We start from the raw sequence: 16,544 nt of genomic DNA, 5'->3' as shown, positions 1-16,544 counted from the left end.
CTCTGAAGACGTCCGTCTACAAAGTGGCATAGGTTGCCGAGTCAGCCCGCCTTCTCCGACGCCGGCGCGTCCTGCTCGATGAGTTCGTCGACGTATGCCTCGGCCGCCCGCCGCAGCAGGCCGTGGGCCTCGAGGAAGGCGTCGTGGGCCTGGCGTCCGTGCCAGCCCGCCGGCAGCAGCTCCGGCGGCAGGTCCGGGTCGCGGAACGGGAAGTGGCGGTACTCGTAGACCAGGCGCATGCGCTCGGCCAGCGCTTCGGCGCCCGGCAGCGTTCCGGAGCGGTACCGCGGCAGGCGCGGACGCAGGTCGGCCAGCCACGCGGCGTAGTCGCGGTCGAGGTCGGCGAGGTCCCAGGCCCGCGCGGCGATGTCGCGGTCCTCCTCGGGGCCGCCGGACTGCGACCGGAACACGTCCAGGCGCGCCGACGGCTCGCCGGCGAACGCCTCGCGCACCTGGTCCGCGCGGTCGTGCGGGCTCAGCCACACCGACGAGGACAGGGGGCCGAAGCCGAACCACGCCAGCTTCTTGCGCAGCTGCTCGCGCAGGGCGCGCTCGGACTCGGGCACGGAGTAGATGACCATGTGCCACTGCCCGTCCCACGGGCCGCGCACGCGGTCGAAGATGCGGTCGCGCCCTTCGTCGAGCATGTGCCAGGCCGTCTCGCTCAGCGCGTAGACCGTCTCCCGGCCTTCGCGGCGGCTGGTGAGCCAGCCTTCCTTGCGCAGGCGGGTGGCGACCACCCGCACCGTGGGTTCGGGGATGTCGAAACACGCCATCAGGGCCACCAGGTGGCGCAGCCGGGCCTCCCCGCCCCGGTAGCGCAGGTAGTCGCCGAACAGGTCGAACATCAAAGAGCGGGCTTTCACCGACCACCTCCGTCAACGAGCTCGTCTTCAGTATGGCATGTGCAACGTTTTGAAGACGATCGTCGAATAAGCGTCCTATTTGGGGAGCGGTCGGCTGTCAGTGGTCCTGGCTGGCGCCGAGCACCCCGAGCACCCCGAGCAGCGCGAGAACTCCGGGCTGTTCTGCAGCAGCGTGTCGACCAGTGCGCGGGCTCGCGCGTCGCCTCGCCGCACCAGGGCCGCGCGCAAGTCGGCAGCCAGCATCCGGGACTCCTGGGCCTGGTCCTCGGGCGGGTAGGCGGCGCGGGCGTCGGTTGAGGTGAACCACCGGTAGACGGCGCTGCGGTCGGGTCCGTCGCGCCGGGTGTGGTCGCCGAAGACGGCGGTGGCGAGCGCGTTTTGTGCGAGGACTTCGCCGAGGTCGGTCATGACTTGGGCGGGCATGTCGTGGAGGCGGTCGAGCAAGCCGAGGAGCACCGGGGAGACGTGGTCGTCGGCGAGGAGCCGGTCGGGTGGGGTGTGGCCGGCGAGGCGGAAGAGGTGGTCGCGTTCGTCGAGTGTCAGGCGTAGTGCGCGGGTCAGGCCGCGTAGGACCGAGGGGGTTGGTTGTGGGGCGCGGGCTTGTTCGAGGCGGGTGTAGTAGTCGGTGGAGATGCCGGCGCGGGTGGCGACCTCTTCGCGGCGCAGGCCGGGGGTGCGGCGCCGGGTGGTGGACTTGATCCCGAGCTCTTCGGGGGTGAGCGCTTCGCGGCGCACCCGCAGGAAGTGGGAGAGCGGTCCGGAATCCATGGGCCCAGTGTCCCCCGGGGCACCGTCGGTCAGCCAGGGATCGGCGGTCCCCGGGAAGAGCTCGCTCTGCTTGGGTGTCCGTCCGCATCGGACAGTGGTGAGTGAGGGGCCGGAAGCGCCCACCCACAACGACGGAGGAGTACGTAATGACCGAACACGACACGAGGACCTGGTTCCTGACCGGGGCGTCGCGGACTGGGCGCTTCGTGGGCGCAGGCCGTTCTGGAGCGCGGCGACCGGCTCGCGGCGACGGCGCGGGACGCCGCGTCGCTCAAGCCGCTCGTCGACAAGTACGGCGACCAGGTGCTGCCACTGGGCTTCGACGTCCAGGACGCGACGGCCGTCCGGGAAGCCGTGGCTGCGGCCGAGGCGCACTTCGGTGGCATCGATGTGCTGGTGAACAACGCCGGCCACATGCTCATCGGCGCCGTGGAAGAAGTCACCGACGAGCAGGCCCGCGCCCAGATGGACACGAACTACTTCGGTCCACTGTGGACCACCCGGGCCGTCCTGCCGGGCATGCGTGCCCGAGGGGGTGGACGCATTCTCCAGGTTTCCTCGCTCGGCGGGGTTGTCGCGTACCCGGCGCTCGGGCTGTACCACGCGTCGAAGTGGGCGCTGGAGGGCGTGAGCCAATCGCTTGCGGCGGAGGTCGCGCCCTACAACATCAAGGTGACGCTCATCGAGCCGATCGTCTTCCCCTCGGGACTGATGAGCTCCTCACCCCAAGCCCGCGAGGACGCCGCCTATGCCCATGCCCGCCAGTCCCTCTTCGCCGGCGCCGCGCACATCGTCCCCGGCGACGTCACGGCCACCGGCCGGGCCGTGCTGGAACTCGTCGACGCCGAAGAGCCGCCGCTGCGGGTCCTGTTCGGCGTCGGAGGCTTGGACGAGGTGCGCGCTGAGTACGCGCACCGCCTCGAAGGCTGGGAGAAGTGGGACGACGTTTCGCGGATGGCCCACGGTTCGTGACCGGTACTGCCACGGGTACGCCGGATCGTTCACGCGGGCAGGGCGTCTCCGGGGAATCCGTGGCACGGGTGGACCTCGTAGTGCATCATCCCGGCCCGCACGCAGGGGTCTTCGGCCATGATCCGCGCGGCTTCTTCGGCCGGCACGGTCATGATCGCGACGCCGGCCACGGTGTCGGAGGCGACCGGGCACAGGATCGCGATCACTCCGTCGGCGCGCAGCGACACCATCCGTCGCTGGTGTTCGAGTTCGATGGCGTCCGCGCCGGCGGTGGTCCGCTCCGGTCCCCACCGGAGGAGCGCCACGCTGTAGGGCTTCGCGGTCGCGGCCAGGGCCTGGATTTGTTCGTCGGTCACGGTCGTGCTCATGAGGTCTCCCTACTTCTCGATGTGCTCGGCCAACGAGACGATGATTCCTTCGGGCCCGCGGACGTAGGCCATCCGCCACACGCCTTCGTATTCGGCGACGCCGCCCACGAGGCCGTAGCCGGCGGCCGCGGCGTGGTCGACTGCGGCGTTGAGGTCCTGCACCTCGAAGGCGACGTTGCGCAGGCCCAGCTCGTTGGCCGGCGCGGCGGGTGAACCCGGCAGGTGGTCCGGCCGCGTGAAGCTCGAGAGCTCCAAGGTCGTCCCTCCGCCCGGCGCTCGCAGCATGACGATCTCGGTGCGGGCGCCCGTCATGCCGATCACCGTGTCCAGGAACTCGCCTTCGACGGCCATCTTCGGGTCGGCCTCCAGCCCGAGGCCGACGAAGAACGCGGTCACGGCGTCGAGGTCGGCGACGGTGATGCCGACGTGGTCGAAGCGCCTTACCAAGGTGGCCGGAGCCGGTCGTGACGTCATGACGGCCACCCTAACGAGGGTCGACGACCGGTGAAGGCGCTTTCCGTCAGGGGTGCGGGCGCAGTCCGTCGACGACGATGTCGAGCAGACGGCGCCAATCACCCGCTTCGCTGCGGATGGTCGCCGAGATCGACCCGACGATCATGTACACGTCCGCGACGGTGCAGTCGTCGCGGAGCGCGCCGGCTCCGCGGTCGCGCTCGATGAGCTCTCCGACGACGGACTCGAGCCGGGCCCGGCTCTCGCCCCGCGGTTCGCTGCCCGCCGACCGCCGCGTGGCTTCGAGCGACGCCGACAGCCCGCGGTCGGCGGCCAGCACCTCGCCGACGTGCTGGAGGTAGCCGGCCAGCGCGTGCCCGGGCTCGGCGCGGAGCAGGCGGGTGCGGGCGAAGTCCTCGATCTCGGCGAAGCGCAGTTCGGCCGCGGCCTCGATGAGGTCGCCCTGGGTGGGGAAGTGGCGGTACACGGTGCCGACGCCCACCCCGGCCACGCGGGCGATCTCGGGCAGCTGCACCTCGTCACCGCGCTCGGCGAGCAGCGTACGGGCCGCCGCCAGGATGCGGGCTCGATTGCGGCTGGCGTCGACCCTCGGCTTGCGCGCCGGCGAGCTTGACATCGGCGATCCTCCCGTGCGTACACTCGGTGAAGAAACGGATTAGGACTCCGGTTCCGATTATGACACGATGGGGGCTGACCAGCCATGCCCGGTGATCGTTTCCTGCTGCTCGAACCCGGCGAGGCCCGGCCCGGGCGCGTGCCGTTGCCGCCCGCGTTCGCGGCCAAGGCGCTGACCGGGGACACCGAAGGCCGCTTCTCACTGCTGGAGGTCGTCCTCGCCCGCGACATCCCCCGGCACACCCACCACGCCGCCGACGAGTGCATCTACGTGCTCGACGGCGAACTCGGCGTCGACTTCGACGACCGCCACCTCACCGCGACCAAGGGCACGTTCGTCCTGCTGCCGCACGGAATCCCGCACGCGCTGCGCGCCGTCTCGGCACCACCACCGCGCGTCCTGCAGATCTCCTCCCCGGGCGGCTGGGAGTGCTACCTGGAGGACCTGTTCGAAGCCGGCCCCTCGGTACTGACCGACGGGGCGCTGGATCCACGGAAGGTCAACCCGATCGCGGCGAGGTACGAGATCCGGTATGAGGAACCGGCGTAGTGGGGCGGATTTGTTGACGGCCGGCAAAGGCGGGAAGCAGTACGAGGCGCCGCTCCTCGCCGCCCGCCGACAGCGGGCCACCGAGATCGCTCTCAGGCACGCCGAGCTCGGCTTGCGGCAGCAGGACCGTGACCAGGAGCAGCAGAAGCGGGTCACCGACGCGACCGAGGCCGACGCGGACGCGCGCCGGATCACCGAGCTGTACACCACGGCGGCTGCGCAACTCGGCTCGGACAAAGCTCCGGTGCGTCTTGCCGGTCTTTCTGCGTTGGAACGCCTCAACCAGAACAACCCGAGCCAACGGCAAACGATCGTCAACGTGCTGAGTGCCTACCTGCGCATGCCCTTCAGCATCCCCGGTGCGCTGGGTGATCGGCGACCTCATGCACCGGCTCGGCGCGCGGCAGATTTGCGGCGGGGCTCAAGGCAGCACACCGTGGCCGGATTCTCCAGCGGACGCCGCTCGGCGTACCCGCCGGCCGCGATGTGTGACGAGTCGACTGTCAGGGCGGTGAAAGTGCCCTCGCGGGCGCGCGCGGCGTGCTTACCGTGGGAGCGTGAACTTCTTCGCGCGGGCCCTGCTCGGATCCGGCCGGCTGCCCGGGGCGGTGCGGGCCGAGGTGCAGGGCGAGGGAGTCGTGTACCTGGCCGAAGGGCTCACCGGATCCGTGCGCTACCACGGTTATCGGGCGCCGGGGGTGTGGCGGTTCGGGGCGGTCGACTCGACGGCGGGCGCACTCGTGGTGACGCGGCGGCGGTTGCTGGTGTGGCTCACCGGCGGTGAGCAGAAGGGCAGGCACCTCGACGTGCCGCTGCGCGAGGGGCGGCCCTTCGGCGTGACCGTCCGGGTGGGGGAGCGGCGGCTGGTGCTGGGGTACGAGCCGGCCACTTTCCACGCCGATCGCAGCGGTCGCGTGGAGGTGCGGTTCAGGAGCGCCGAGGCGCCGAGGATCGCGGCGTTGCTCGGGGTGCGCTGAACCGCGGATGCGTCCGCGCGCCGGGCCTGCGCGAACGCATCCGGAAAGGGCGTCAGCCCAGTTCCTCGACCAGTCCGATGATCACACCCGCCGGACCGCGGACGTAGCAGTAGCGGCAGTAGTCCTCGTACCGCGCGACCTCGCCGACGAGCTCGGCGCCGTGGGCGCGCAGGCGGTCGAGGGTGTCGTCGACGGAGTCGATGACGAAGGTGAGGCGGGGGATGCCCGGGACGTTGACCGGAGCGCGCGGCGCGGGCGCGGTGGGCAGCGGCGAGCGGAACGCCGACAGCTCGATCCGGCCGCCGCCGTCCGGGACGCGCAGGAAGGCGAGGTCGGCCCTGACGTCGTCGAGGCCGACGAGCTGGTTCACCCATTCGCCCTCGACCTTGGTCTCGCCCTCCAGCTCCATCCCCAGTTCGACGAAGAACGCGACGGCGGCCGCGAGGTCCTCGACCACGAAGCCGGTGTGGTCGAATCGGCGGATCGTCATGGTTGCCTCCCGTGTCGCGCGGCCCTCGTGGCCGCTCGTGCCCCTGGGACGGAGCCCGCGGCGCGGCTCCGACATCGGCCGGCTGTGACCGCCGTCACGATCCTCTCATCTGACGCGAAGGCCCGGCTGCGCAGGCAGCCGGGCCTGGCGAGCGTCAGCGGACGAAGACCCCGATCCCGTTCGCGACCGAACGCTCGCCCGCGGCGTCGGTCGGGTGGTTGCGGACCGTGACGGTGTTCGCGCCGGGGTCGCGGGCCACGAGTGAGGTCGAACCGCCGCCGTCGAGGTTGACGGCGTTGGCGGCGCCGGCCTGCTGCAGGAGCTGGGCGACCTCGGGGATGGTCATGCCGCCGCTGGTGCCGGGTTTCGCCTGCACCGCGACGAGGTACAGCGTGTGGCCGTCGGCGCTGAAACCGGCGCCGGTGCGGACCGCGGCGGTCTTGGCGTCCTGGCCGGCGACCACGGTGCCGTCGCGCAGGATCGGGAAGCCGCCGATCGCGAAGCGGAACGGGACGCCGTGCCCGGTCGAGAGGGCGTACTGCGTCGTGACGTGCTGGCCGACCTGGAGCGTCCGCAGCGCGTCCGCGCCGCCTTCACGCCCGACCAGCACGGTCTCGTCGCGCGCGATCGCGCCGGCGCCGACGGTACCGCCGACCGCGACGACCCGGTCGTGCCTGAGCGTCACCTCGGTCGTGTCCGTGCTGCACGCGGCGCCGCGGCTGGTGTCGGTGCCGCAGACCGAGCGGGCGCGGGACGTCGCGCCCCACGCGCTGGTGTAGGCGCCGATGCCGCCGACCGGGATCGCGTACTGGTTCAGGCCGCCGAGCGAGTACGTGGCCGACTTGATGCGGACGCTGCCCTCCAGGTGCGCCGAGCCCAGCCGCGCCACCCGGTCGACGCCGACGCCGAGCACGGCCTCCGTCGTGACCCCCGGCGGCATCCCGGGCCCGAACCGCTGCCCGTTCGGGACGGCGGCCTTGAGCACGCGCCGGTCGGCGATCTCGGGGCCGTCGGAGGAGTCGGTGAAGGCGACGCCGGGGTGCTGGGCCTCGGTGTTGTTGAAGAAGTCGCCGTTCACGCCGGCCACCGCGCCCTGCGCGTTCGCCATCTGCGACACCGTCTGGGCCTGCGCCACCGCCGGCGGGTGCAGCAGGTCCACCGAGACGCGCGGGTTGCGCAGGTCGACGGTCAGCAGCTCACCCTGGATGGTCGCGGCACTCGCCGAAGCGGTCGTGAAAGACGAAAGCCGGACACCGGGCGCGACCTGCTGGCTGCCGGTCACGTCGAGCGCCGGGTCCGCGATCGCCGGCGCGGTCAGCGTCGTCGCGGCCGCGGCGGTCAGCGTCAGCGCCACCAACGTTCTGCGCAGTCTCATGGGCGGGTCCTTTCTTGCCGGAACGGGAGCCCGCCCACTCTTGCCGCCGGTGGTGACTCCGTCCGTCCGTGGCCGTGAACCCGGCATGAACACCAGGGGGGCTCCTGGTTCGAGTCCGGCGGGCAAGCGAGAAGCCCAGGCCGAGGGGCCTGGGCTTCTTCACTGGCACTGACCGCGGAACTCAGCCGGCCGCCGCCGTGGCGCGATGGCCGAGTGCCGCCGGCGTGTGCAGGTGGTCCGCCGGGACGACGCCCGAATACAGCGCCGTCCAGCACGACGGGCAGCAGTACTGGCGGAACGCCACACGCGCGTCGACATAGGCGGCGTAGCTGCCGCCGTGCCACGTCATCGCGAACACCGCGCCCGGCGCGAGACAGGTCGACGCGTACTTCTGCCCGGGTTCCGCCACGGGCCCGAGTTCGTCCATTGTGGAAAGCGTCCCGGATCTCCTCGACGTCGGTGGTTCACTTTCCGGAAGTCTCCAACCTGGCGAGGCGCTCTCAGGTGAAGTACAGCCTCGACGGCGCCGGATCCTGGTACACCCGCGGACTCCCGCCCGGCGTCGGATCGGCGCCGAAGGCCACGCCCTGGCCGGTGCGGACGCTGGTGAGGGTGAAGAAGCCACTGAAGCTGGTCGGGTTGCCGACGGGGTCGAGGGCGGTGAGGGTGAACTCGTCGGCGTGGTCGGAGTTGTCGGTGGCGCACGTGCAGAGCAGCTGGTGGCCCAGCGGTGTGGTCGTGGCGCTCGCGTGGAGGGGGCGGCCGGTGGCCTTGGCGGTCAGGGAGGTGCCGGCGCCGAGGAGGCCGAAGGACCACAGGTCGGCGTCCTCGACGCCGGCCGGGCGGGGGCGGTGGACGACCTCGAAGTTCGAGGGCGCGCCGGGGACGGGTTCGGTGCTCGCGTGGAGGCAGTCGTTGGCGGCGTCTTCGCGGACGTAGGCGCCGTCGGGGCCGGGCAGGCCCGCGCAGAGGTAGCCGGCGGAGGTGGCGAGGCGCAGTTGCTTGCGGACGGCGATGAGCTGGGCCGCCACGTCAGGCACGCCGAGGTTCGTCAGGACGGCGCCCATGCGTTCCAGCAGCGGGGTCAGCACTTCCTGCTGGGTTTTCCGGCCGAAGACCGTGTCGCGGTAGGTGCGGATCTGGTCCAGCAGCTGGGCACGGCGGCCGGCGTCGTCGTGGACGAGGCGGGCCAGCAGGCCGCTCGTGCGGACCGTGAAGTGGCGCGAGGGCTGGAAAGTCTGGTCGACGCCCCACGGGATGAGCTTGAACTTCACGTTGCCCACGCCGGGCGCGGCGACGGCCTTGACGTCGTTGTAGGCGTAGGTGTTGTTCGTGTTGCCGGTGTAGCCGTCCCAGTGCTTGAGGAAGAACTCCATCGCGAACAGCTTCACGAACTGGTCGAGGTCGAACACTTCGGCGGCCCCGCTCAGGCCGTGGGCGGCGACGTGGTCGATGGCCAGGCGCAGGTCGGCCTTGTTCTCGAACTCCGAAAGGTCCTCCACGCCGATGAAGTCGAACCGGGCGTCGGTGAAGTCGTCCTTGTGCTCCAGCTCGTACAGATTTCCTTTCATGTTCCCGAAATTGCGCTCGATGTAGCGCGGCATGATCGGTTCGGCGCTCACGAAGACGCCGGGCGCGACCTGGCCGACGAGGGTGCCGTTCACGCGGACGCGCGCGAAATTGCAGCGGGAATGCGGCAGCCCGGCGAGCTCGAACAGCTTGTAGCCGAGCGGCTGGCGCAGGAAAGAGGAATCCTGCACGGAGTTGTTGAGCGTCAGGTACCGGGAGCCGATGAGATTCGCGATCAGCGGTTTGTTGGCGTCGCGGAACTTCCCGAAATCGATGTGCAGGCACGGTTTGTCATTGTCGAACGAACCGCAGAACGACTTCTTCTTGATCCCCACCTCGGCGAACGACGTCCGCGCCGGGAACCGCGTCCCGGAGATCTCGACGGAAGTCGCCTTCCGCCAGGTGAAGCGGCTGCCGCCGGTCCAGTCGAAGTTGCACCGCCCGCCAGCCGGCTCCTCGGTGCGCACCGCGTCCCAGTCGGACTGGGGCATGGTGATGTCGACCGTGAGCACGTTGTCGATTTCGTACAGGGAATCGAGTGCCTGCTGCTCCTGAACGCTCATCGTCCCACCTCCGCGACCCCTGGAGTGTACGGCTGGAAAAGCGCCTCTGTACTGGTCTGTCCACCGCTCCTACGATTGGGGTATGGCAGCGGTCGACGATCTCGTGGAGCTGGTCCAGCGCGCGGCGGCGGCCGAGAAGAACGCGATGGCGGCGAAGTGGAAGGACGAGGACGACGTGCGCCGCATGATCGGCAAAGCACGCGCGGCCTCGGAGGAACAGCGGCAGGAGATGCGCCGCGACGTCGATCCCGCGCGGCTGTCGCCGGAATGGGCGCGGCTGAGGCAGTACCACGTTGACGCCGACCCGCAGGAAGACCAAGCGGGGGTCCCGACACCCGGAACGGTGACACACCAGGACGCCGCGCAGGCCGAACGCGACGGGGTGGCCGCCGTCGCGATCGCGCGGATGGCGTTGACCGACGCCGCGCGGGCCGTGCTGGAGGCGCGGCTGGCGCGCATCCGGGCGGGGGAGGACGAGCCGGACGCGGTGGCCGTCGACGGGCACGTGCCGCTGCACGGCAGCAACCCCGTGAGCCGCCACGGACCGGCGCTCGCGCACGGGCTCGTCGGCGAGATCCGGTACGTGCTCACGCGCAAGCCGCGCAAATCCGTCCGGGCGCTGGGGGTCGCGTTCGGCCTGGGCCTGCTGTACCTGGGGTACCTGCGGCTGTTCCGGTGGGACGAGGACCAGAAATGGCTGCCGTACCTGGGGTTGTGGACGATCTCGTACGTGATGGGCGGCGCCGTCTGCGTCAACGCGATGAGCTTCGACGCCATGCGCGTGCGGGCGGCGCTGGACACCGGGGCGCGCCTGTGGCACGTGCTGGTGATCAAGAACCTGGCGCTGGTGTGCATCGTCGCGCCGATCGGGTTCGCGCTCAGCGCCCTGCTGGCCTGGCGCGCCGGGGAGTTCGGGGCGTTCGCGCGCGCGTGCACGCTGGTGGTGTGTTTCATCCTGCTGTGGCTCGGCGTGGGCAACGTGCTCTCGATCGCGCTGCCGAACCGCGACGAACCCCTGTTGAAGCGCCGCAAAACGGGCACGCTCAAGCAGTTCCTGATCGCGCTCGGCGTGGCGTCCGCCGTCGGCTACCTGGTCAACTTCATGCTCGTCTGGCGCGTGCTGGCCGCGCGGGCGCTGACGGAACGGCTGGACGCGGTCGTGCTGCCGGCGATCGCGATCGTGCTGAGCTGCGTCGTGATGTGGGTGCTGCTGACGGTGTTCGCGATCGCGCTGGCGCAGCAGCCCGTGGTGCGCCGGCGGCTGCAGCGCGAGACCGCCGACTACCGCGCGAACGCCGAAGCCGAGGCCTACGCCGCCGAAGAACGCGCGGCGGCGAAACCGGTTTCGCCGGCGCCTTCGTGATCCCACCCGGTGCGGGTGAGGTGCCGGGCGGCCGGATGACGGCATGCTCGCGGCCGAGCAACTCGGGAGGAGACCGGCCATGGCCTCGCACAACGACGCGCCTGTCGACCTGTACATCGCCGCCTACTCGGACCCGGACGCGGCCCGCGGTGACTGGGCCGCGCTCAAGCAGCTGGCCCACGAGGACGTGATCAAGGTCAAGGGCCTGATCCTCGTCAGCCGCCACGGCGACGGCAAGATCCACGTCGACGACGACTTTCACACCACCCGCAAGGGCGCCACGTGGGGCGCCGTCGGCGGCGCGGTCGTCGGCTTGATCTTCCCGCCGTCGCTGCTCGCCGGCGCGCTGGTGGGTGCCGGCCTCGGCGGCGGGGTCGGCGGGCTGCTGTCGCACGCGGAGAAGAAGGCGATCAAAGCCGAGGTGGAGGACACGCTGCCACCGGACAGCTCGGGGATCGTCGCGCTCTTCGAGGAACGCTGGGTCGTCGAGGTCGACAAGGCCCTGCTGCACGCGGCGAAAGTCACGAAGGAAAAGGTCGACGGCGAAAGCGCCGAGCAGGTGACGGCAGCGGCCTCCGCGGTGAAGGGCAAGGAGTAACGACCGTCCACACGGGCCGGCCGCCCGGACGGGATCCGGGTCGCCGGCCGGTTGCCGCTGCCGTGGGAGCTTCCGCCTCGCTGGTGGGTGTTTTTGTCTTCTGGCCGGGCCCGCGGGCGCGGCGTAGTCCTGGTCGTAGACAACCGGTCTACTACCTGAGGACGGAAATGATGGGCAGCAACAGCGGGCAGAAGGTGGCCGTGGTCACCGGCGCGTCGCAGGGGTTCGGTGCGGGGATCGTGGAGGGGTACCGCAAGCTGGGCTACGCGGTGGTCGCCACGGCGCGCTCGGTCGAGGAGTCCGGTGACGCCGGCGTGGTGGCGGTGGCGGGTGACCTCACCGACCCGGCGACGTCGGAGCGGGTCGTGGCCGCGGCGATCGAGCGGTTCGGCCGGATCGACACGCTGATCAACAACGCCGGGGTGTTCGCGGCGAAGCCGTTCACCGAGTTCACGGCCGAGGACTTCCAGTGGCTGGTGTCGGTGAACCTGGGCGGCTGGTTCGCCGTCACCAGCAAGGTGCTGCCGCACATGCTCGAACAGGGCGGCGGGCACATCGTGCAGATCACGACCAGCTTCGTGGACCACCCGGTGGCGGTGGTGCCGGCGTCGGTGTCCATGCTGACCAAGGGCGGCCTGCAGGCGGTGACGAAGTCCCTGGCCGTGGAATACGCGGGGCGCGGGATCCGCGTCAACGCCGTCGCCCCGGGGATCCACAAGACGGCGCTGAACCCGCCCGAGACCTACGCCGAGCGCGCCGGCCTGCACCCGCTGGGCCGCATGGGCGAGGTCAGCGACATCGTCGAAGGCGTGCTGTACCTGGAAAACGCGTCGTTCGTCACCGGTGAGATCCTCAACGTCAACGGCGGCCAGAGCGCGGGTCACTGACCGACGCCGCAACCGGGGCCGCGGACATTCGTTCGTCCGCGGCCCCGGGGCGTTCTCTTCGAATCCACAAGGGACAGATGTCCCCGACCGTCATTCCACGATCCTGGACACGTGGTAGTGGCTGATCAACCAGTCGCCCCCGGCCTGCTGGAGCAGGATCACGGTCAGGTGAAACGGGAGCTCGGTGCCGTCGGGGCGGGTGAACACCGGATCGACGTAGGCGGAAAGCACGCCCTGGGCGAGGGGGCGGATTTCCCGGATCTCGTAAACGACCGTCAATCCGACGGGCTGTTCTTCGTAGTATTCCTCGACGCCTTTCCGCCCGACGGAATAGCCGGGGTGCGCGCCCTGGAAGAGGGCGTCTTCGGTGAAGTAGTTCGCGACCTCGTCAGGTCGGTGCGCGTCGACGCCGTCCTTCCAGCCGTCGAGAACCCGGGTGATGACCGTTCGGTAGTCCATCTTGACCTCGGCAGATTCGCTCAAGTAGCAGACCGGTTGTCCCTCTCCACGAATACCGGGCCGGCGGCCCTTTCTCCAGGAGGGAGAGCCACTCACCATCGAGGCGCAGACTCCCAGCGGCCGAGGGGCCGCTGAACACCGTGGGCGGCCACGCATCAGGTGCCCGTTCACTTGGTGGAAAGGACCGTCAAGGAAACGTCAACGACGAGCACCGCCCGGACGGGTGAATCCCAATCTGTGCGGTGTGACTACGACGCTTCCCGCCAGCGACAGCAGCGAGACCGGCGACGCCGCCGAAAGTGGTGGTGAGCGGCACCGGCTTTCCGTCGTCGGCGGGCTGGCCGCCCTGTCCCTGGACGCGATGGCGTCGGTGGCGTACGGCCCCGAAGCGATCGTGATCGTGCTGGCCGTCGCGGGCGGGAGCGGGCTGGGGTTCACGCTGCCGGTCACGCTCGCGATCGCGCTGCTGCTCGGGGTCCTGACGCTGTCGTACCGGCAGGTGATCGCCGCGTTCCCGGACGGCGGCGGCGCGTACGGCGTGAGCCGGGTCCACCTCGGCCGCCGGGCGTCGCTGGTCGCGGCCGCGTCGCTGATCGTCGACTACGTACTCAACGTCGCGGTGTCCGTGGCCGCCGGCGTGGCGGCCCTGACGTCCGCCGTGCCCGCGCTGCTGCCCTACACGCTGTGGCTGTGCCTCGGGGTGCTGGCGCTGGTGACGGGCGTGAACCTGCGCGGAATCGCGGAGAGCGCGCGAGCGTTCATCGTGCCCACGGCGGTGTTCGTCGGGTCGATCCTCACGGTCGTCGTGGTCGGCCTGGTCCGCACGGGGCCCGCCGCGGCCGTCGCCGCGCCGGCGCCCGGGGTCAGCCTGCAGACCATCGGGATCCTGTTGCTGCTCAAGGCGTTCGCCAACGGCTGCGCCGCGCTCACCGGCGTGGAGGCGATCGCCAACGCCGTGCCGTCGTTCCGCCGGCCGCGGGTGCGCCGGGCCCAGCGGGCCGAGATCGCGCTCGGCGTGCTGCTGGCCGTCATGCTCATCGGGATCGCGGTGCTGATCGGGAAGTTCGCCATCCACCCCGTCGACGGCGTCACCGTGCTCTCGCAGGTCACCACCGCGTCGCTCGGCAACGGGTTCGGGTTCTACCTGGTGCAGTTCTCCACCGTGGTGTTGCTCGCGTTGGCCGCCAACACGTCGTTCGGCGGGCTGCCGGTGCTGGCCCAGCTGCTCGCGAAGCACAACAACCTGCCCCACGTCTTCGCGCTGCGCGCCGAACGCCAGGTCTACCGCTACGGCGTCGGCTTCCTGGCGATCACCTCGGCGCTGCTGCTCGTCGTCGCGAACGGCGACACGAACACCCTCGTCCCGCTGTTCGCGATCGGCGTCTTCGTCGGCTTCACCCTCTCGCAGATCGGCATGGTGCGGCACTGGTTGCGCATTCGCCCGCCACGCTGGCACGGCAAAGCCGTCCTCAACGGGTTCGGCGCGCTGCTCACCGGCATCGCCGCGATCGTGGTCACCGCGACGAAGTTCGGCGAAGGCGGCTGGCTCATCGTCGTCGCCCTGCCGCTGCTCGTCGCGGGCATGGAGTGGGTGCACCGCAGTTACCGTCGCATCGGCGACCGGCTCGGGCTCGGGCGCACCCCGCCCCCGCCGCGACCGAACCGGTCACTGGTCGTCGTGCCCGTGCACACGGTGTCCCGCCTGACGCGCGACGCGCTCGCCGCCGCCCTTTCGCTGGGCGAGCGCGTCGAAGCCGTCCACGTGACCCACCCGGGCGAGGAGGCCGCGGCGCGGGAGTTCGTGGCGTCCTGGGACCTCTGGCACCCCGGCGTGCCGCTCGTGCAGCTGTACGACGAACGCCGGCGGCTGGGCGAGCCCCTCGTCGAGCACCTGCGCGGCCACTCCGGCTGCCACGTCTTCGTCCTCATCGCGGAAGTCGAGCCGGACCACCCGTGGCAGCGCATCCTGCAGAACCGCCGCGGCGCCGTGCTCGCCCGCGCCCTGCGCCGCCGCGCCGACGCGGTGGTCTGCCGGATGCGTTTCCGTCTCGGGCAGCGGCCCGAACCGGGCAACGAGGGACGAACCAAAGTCCGCCGCGGTGCCAGGTGATTGACGGGCCCGCCGACGCCGCCGTACCGTTCTGGCCGCGTGACGGCTTCGAGAAGCCGGTGAGAGTCCGGCACGGTCGCGCCACTGTGAGCCCATCGTGTACCCGGTGGGCGAGTCAGGTCGAGGAGCCGTCACCTGTTCCACCCGCAAGGGACGCGTCATCCCGAAGGAGAACCGGACATGGCCAGGCTGAACACCTCCTGTCCCTCGGCCTCCATCTGCCTGCCGGTCGCCGTCGCGGTGTGAACCCGTTCTTCGCTTTCGACACGCACGCCGTGGGCGACGAGCCCGCCGCGCCGTGGCGTCCGCTCTCCGAAGTCCTCGACGACGGACCCGTGCTGCGCGAGCGCGTGACGCAGGTCCGCGCCGTGCTCGCCGCCGGGGGTGGCGACGTGGAGCTCCGGGTCGCCGCTTCCGTGACCCACCTGGGCCTCGCGGCGCGCCTCCTGTCGCCCGCCCTCGCACTCGCCGTGGGCGCCGGCGTCGTCCCCGACTTCTCCACCGCTTGGTGGCAGCCAACGACCGGCGGCGCGGTTCCGCTTTCGCTGCCCGAAACCGATGCTGTGGACGACGACCTGGTCGCGCTCTTCGACCACCGGGTCCTGAGTGGACCGTTGCGCCGGCTGCACCAGGCTCTCGCCGGGTTCTCGCTCTCGGCGACCATCCGCCGCGGCAACGTCGCCTCCGCCCTCAACGGCGCCGTCACGATGCTCCGCCGAGAACGTCCCGAGTGGACGGACGACATCCACCGCTTCCGCGACCGCCTGGAAGCCCTGCCGGTCCTCGCCGACACCGCCATCCACGAGGACGGCCGCTTCCGCCGCCGCAGCTGCTGCCTCATCTACCGCGCCGCGCCGAACCACGACGGCCCGAAATGCGGCGACTGTGTCCTGGCCTGACCCGTGCGGGTGATCGCGCTGTGGTGCGGCCTCGCGGCGGTCGTCGGTGTCGTCGGTGTCGTCGATTCGCTGACGCCCGGAGCGCCGCACCTGCCGCAGCAGAGTTGTTCGCGGCCGTTGCCGGGATCTTCGTGGTGGTCGGGATCGCCGCCGCGAAACTCGCGCTGAACCGTCCGGAGGTGCCTGCCTCGACGATGGCCCGCCACCTCTGGCGGAAGCTCCCCGCCCTGCTGCGGTGGGGAGCTCTGGCCGTGATCGCCGGTGGTGCCGTCGTCGCCGTGCTCGCCGCGCCGCGAGTGCCCTACGGCGTACCCGAGGTCACTCCTCACGGCTACCTCATGGTCACCCGTCAAGGCGATTTCTTGGTCAGCACCGCCGATTACCTCTACCTGCGCGCCGAGAACGAGCGGCTGATCGCCGCCATCGCACTCGTGGTCAACAGCGCGGCGGGAACCACCGCGTTCGCGTTGTCAGTGTGGTTCGCCGATCCGCACCCGTGACCAGTCGAGCTCGGCCAGGTTGACCACGATGGCCTCCTGTGTCGTGCGGGCGATCACCACGACGGCTTCGTTCTCCGGGTCCGGGTTCTCCTCCCGGTGCGGCACGAACGGGGTGCTCGACGCACAGCCGGCGGTCCAGCG

19 protein-coding genes, 1 pseudogene and 1 riboswitch are annotated in these 16,544 nt (G+C 70.8%); of the genes and pseudogenes, 9 read left to right on the top strand and 11 right to left on the bottom strand.

The features are described 5' to 3' along the window. Positions 1-41: 41 nt before the first annotated feature. Positions 42-866, bottom strand: coding sequence for a PaaX family transcriptional regulator (locus tag ACQPXB_RS33865; protein ID WP_366582685.1), 825 nt, complete (start codon positions 864-866; stop codon positions 42-44). 75 nt (positions 867-941) lie between these two features. Continuing rightward, a complete protein-coding gene (locus ACQPXB_RS33860; protein ID WP_432845745.1) occupies positions 942-1,634 on the bottom strand; it encodes a helix-turn-helix transcriptional regulator in 693 nt (230 codons plus the stop codon). A 195-nt stretch (positions 1,635-1,829) separates the two neighbouring features. Here ACQPXB_RS33860 and ACQPXB_RS33855 point away from each other — a divergent pair, with 195 nt between their 5' ends. Next, positions 1,830-2,606: an SDR family NAD(P)-dependent oxidoreductase gene (locus ACQPXB_RS33855; RefSeq protein WP_432856901.1), complete on the top strand. Its 777-nt coding sequence runs from the start codon at positions 1,830-1,832 to the stop codon at positions 2,604-2,606. A gap of 29 nt (positions 2,607-2,635) precedes the next feature. Here the strand turns inward: ACQPXB_RS33855 and ACQPXB_RS33850 are convergent, their stop codons facing one another. The 3 genes from ACQPXB_RS33850 to ACQPXB_RS33840 are packed head-to-tail and all read right to left on the bottom strand — an operon-like array spanning position 2,636 to position 4,064. Continuing rightward, entirely contained in the window at positions 2,636-2,974 is a 339-nt protein-coding gene (locus tag ACQPXB_RS33850; RefSeq protein WP_432845744.1) for a hypothetical protein, read from the bottom strand. A gap of 9 nt (positions 2,975-2,983) precedes the next feature. Next, positions 2,984-3,448: a VOC family protein gene (locus tag ACQPXB_RS33845; protein WP_432845743.1), complete on the bottom strand. Its 465-nt coding sequence runs from the start codon at positions 3,446-3,448 to the stop codon at positions 2,984-2,986. 46 nt (positions 3,449-3,494) lie between these two features. Further along, entirely contained in the window at positions 3,495-4,064 is a 570-nt protein-coding gene (locus tag ACQPXB_RS33840) for a TetR/AcrR family transcriptional regulator (protein WP_432845742.1), read from the bottom strand. Between the two features lie 84 nt (positions 4,065-4,148). Here ACQPXB_RS33840 and ACQPXB_RS33835 point away from each other — a divergent pair, with 84 nt between their 5' ends. Both ACQPXB_RS33835 and ACQPXB_RS33830 read left to right on the top strand, forming a co-directional pair. Next, positions 4,149-4,613: a cupin domain-containing protein gene (locus ACQPXB_RS33835; RefSeq protein WP_432845741.1), complete on the top strand. Its 465-nt coding sequence runs from the start codon at positions 4,149-4,151 to the stop codon at positions 4,611-4,613. 557 nt (positions 4,614-5,170) lie between these two features. Beyond that, positions 5,171-5,590, top strand: coding sequence for a hypothetical protein (locus tag ACQPXB_RS33830; RefSeq protein ID WP_432845740.1), 420 nt, complete (start codon positions 5,171-5,173; stop codon positions 5,588-5,590). A 52-nt stretch (positions 5,591-5,642) separates the two neighbouring features. On the opposite strand, the gene ACQPXB_RS33825 is transcribed toward ACQPXB_RS33830, so the two are convergent. The 4 genes from ACQPXB_RS33825 to ACQPXB_RS33810 all read right to left on the bottom strand — a co-directional run bounded on the left by ACQPXB_RS33825 (position 5,643) and on the right by ACQPXB_RS33810 (position 9,587). Next, on the bottom strand, positions 5,643-6,080 hold the full coding sequence (locus ACQPXB_RS33825) for a VOC family protein (protein WP_432845739.1): 438 nt from the start codon (positions 6,078-6,080) through the stop codon (positions 5,643-5,645). Positions 6,081-6,234: 154 nt separating this feature from the next. Next, entirely contained in the window at positions 6,235-7,455 is a 1,221-nt protein-coding gene (locus tag ACQPXB_RS33820) for a phosphodiester glycosidase family protein (RefSeq protein WP_432845738.1), read from the bottom strand. A gap of 181 nt (positions 7,456-7,636) precedes the next feature. Then, positions 7,637-7,882 (bottom strand): hypothetical protein, encoded by a 246-nt coding sequence (locus ACQPXB_RS33815; RefSeq protein ID WP_432845737.1) that lies wholly within the window; start codon positions 7,880-7,882, stop codon positions 7,637-7,639. Between the two features lie 73 nt (positions 7,883-7,955). Then, positions 7,956-9,587, bottom strand: a complete 1,632-nt coding sequence (locus tag ACQPXB_RS33810; protein ID WP_432845736.1) for a CotH kinase family protein — start codon at positions 9,585-9,587, stop codon at positions 7,956-7,958. Between the two features lie 82 nt (positions 9,588-9,669). Between ACQPXB_RS33810 and ACQPXB_RS33805 the strand changes: the two genes are divergently transcribed. The 3 genes from ACQPXB_RS33805 (at position 9,670) to ACQPXB_RS33795 (ending at position 12,435) form a co-directional block, all read left to right on the top strand. Beyond that, entirely contained in the window at positions 9,670-10,950 is a 1,281-nt protein-coding gene (locus tag ACQPXB_RS33805; RefSeq protein ID WP_432845735.1) for a hypothetical protein, read from the top strand. 79 nt (positions 10,951-11,029) lie between these two features. Next, positions 11,030-11,548, top strand: coding sequence for a DUF1269 domain-containing protein (locus ACQPXB_RS33800; RefSeq protein WP_432845734.1), 519 nt, complete (start codon positions 11,030-11,032; stop codon positions 11,546-11,548). 170 nt (positions 11,549-11,718) lie between these two features. After that, positions 11,719-12,435, top strand: coding sequence for an SDR family NAD(P)-dependent oxidoreductase (locus ACQPXB_RS33795; protein WP_366582698.1), 717 nt, complete (start codon positions 11,719-11,721; stop codon positions 12,433-12,435). Positions 12,436-12,525: 90 nt separating this feature from the next. On the opposite strand, the gene ACQPXB_RS33790 is transcribed toward ACQPXB_RS33795, so the two are convergent. Further along, positions 12,526-12,894: a YybH family protein gene (locus ACQPXB_RS33790; protein ID WP_432845733.1), complete on the bottom strand. Its 369-nt coding sequence runs from the start codon at positions 12,892-12,894 to the stop codon at positions 12,526-12,528. 244 nt (positions 12,895-13,138) lie between these two features. On the opposite strand from ACQPXB_RS33790, the gene ACQPXB_RS33785 reads away from it, so the two are divergent. The 3 genes from ACQPXB_RS33785 to ACQPXB_RS33775 all read left to right on the top strand — a co-directional run bounded on the left by ACQPXB_RS33785 (position 13,139) and on the right by ACQPXB_RS33775 (position 16,403). Further along, entirely contained in the window at positions 13,139-15,004 is a 1,866-nt protein-coding gene (locus ACQPXB_RS33785) for an APC family permease (protein WP_432845732.1), read from the top strand. Positions 15,005-15,043: 39 nt separating this feature from the next. Beyond that, positions 15,044-15,139: riboswitch (adenosylcobalamin (AdoCbl) riboswitch) on the top strand. A 107-nt stretch (positions 15,140-15,246) separates the two neighbouring features. Then, positions 15,247-15,903 (top strand): (2Fe-2S)-binding protein, encoded by a 657-nt coding sequence (locus ACQPXB_RS33780; RefSeq protein ID WP_432845731.1) that lies wholly within the window; start codon positions 15,247-15,249, stop codon positions 15,901-15,903. A gap of 104 nt (positions 15,904-16,007) precedes the next feature. Then, positions 16,008-16,403, top strand: coding sequence for a hypothetical protein (locus ACQPXB_RS33775; protein WP_432845730.1), 396 nt, complete (start codon positions 16,008-16,010; stop codon positions 16,401-16,403). Here the strand turns inward: ACQPXB_RS33775 and ACQPXB_RS33770 are convergent. Then, positions 16,374-16,514, bottom strand: a pseudogene (locus ACQPXB_RS33770) (cupin domain-containing protein); the annotation flags it as partial. The gene ACQPXB_RS33775 and the pseudogene ACQPXB_RS33770 overlap by 30 nt on opposite strands. Positions 16,515-16,544 lie beyond the last annotated feature (30 nt).

The organism is Amycolatopsis sp. CA-161197 (assembly GCF_050942255.1).
Taxonomy (GTDB): Bacteria; Actinomycetota; Actinomycetes; order Mycobacteriales; family Pseudonocardiaceae; genus Amycolatopsis.
The sequence above is the reverse complement of the archived record's forward strand: the minus strand, read 5'-3'. Positions and strand labels throughout refer to the sequence as shown.

What these genes read in the sequence shown, in the direction of transcription:
- ACQPXB_RS33860 (WP_432845745.1), bottom strand. Translation starts at nt 1,634, where the DNA reads ATGGATTCCGGACCGCTCTCCCACTTCCTGCGGGTGCGCCGCGAAGCG.
- ACQPXB_RS33850 (WP_432845744.1), bottom strand. Translation starts at nt 2,974, where the DNA reads ATGAGCACGACCGTGACCGACGAACAAATCCAGGCCCTGGCCGCGACC.
- ACQPXB_RS33845 (WP_432845743.1), bottom strand. Translation starts at nt 3,448, where the DNA reads ATGACGTCACGACCGGCTCCGGCCACCTTGGTAAGGCGCTTCGACCAC.
- ACQPXB_RS33840 (WP_432845742.1), bottom strand. Translation starts at nt 4,064, where the DNA reads ATGTCAAGCTCGCCGGCGCGCAAGCCGAGGGTCGACGCCAGCCGCAAT.
- ACQPXB_RS33835 (WP_432845741.1), top strand. Translation starts at nt 4,149, where the DNA reads ATGCCCGGTGATCGTTTCCTGCTGCTCGAACCCGGCGAGGCCCGGCCC.
- ACQPXB_RS33825 (WP_432845739.1), bottom strand. Translation starts at nt 6,080, where the DNA reads ATGACGATCCGCCGATTCGACCACACCGGCTTCGTGGTCGAGGACCTC.
- ACQPXB_RS33820 (WP_432845738.1), bottom strand. Translation starts at nt 7,455, where the DNA reads ATGAGACTGCGCAGAACGTTGGTGGCGCTGACGCTGACCGCCGCGGCC.
- ACQPXB_RS33815 (WP_432845737.1), bottom strand. Translation starts at nt 7,882, where the DNA reads ATGGACGAACTCGGGCCCGTGGCGGAACCCGGGCAGAAGTACGCGTCG.
- ACQPXB_RS33810 (WP_432845736.1), bottom strand. Translation starts at nt 9,587, where the DNA reads ATGAGCGTTCAGGAGCAGCAGGCACTCGATTCCCTGTACGAAATCGAC.
- ACQPXB_RS33805 (WP_432845735.1), top strand. Translation starts at nt 9,670, where the DNA reads ATGGCAGCGGTCGACGATCTCGTGGAGCTGGTCCAGCGCGCGGCGGCG.
- ACQPXB_RS33800 (WP_432845734.1), top strand. Translation starts at nt 11,030, where the DNA reads ATGGCCTCGCACAACGACGCGCCTGTCGACCTGTACATCGCCGCCTAC.
- ACQPXB_RS33795 (WP_366582698.1), top strand. Translation starts at nt 11,719, where the DNA reads ATGGGCAGCAACAGCGGGCAGAAGGTGGCCGTGGTCACCGGCGCGTCG.
- ACQPXB_RS33790 (WP_432845733.1), bottom strand. Translation starts at nt 12,894, where the DNA reads ATGGACTACCGAACGGTCATCACCCGGGTTCTCGACGGCTGGAAGGAC.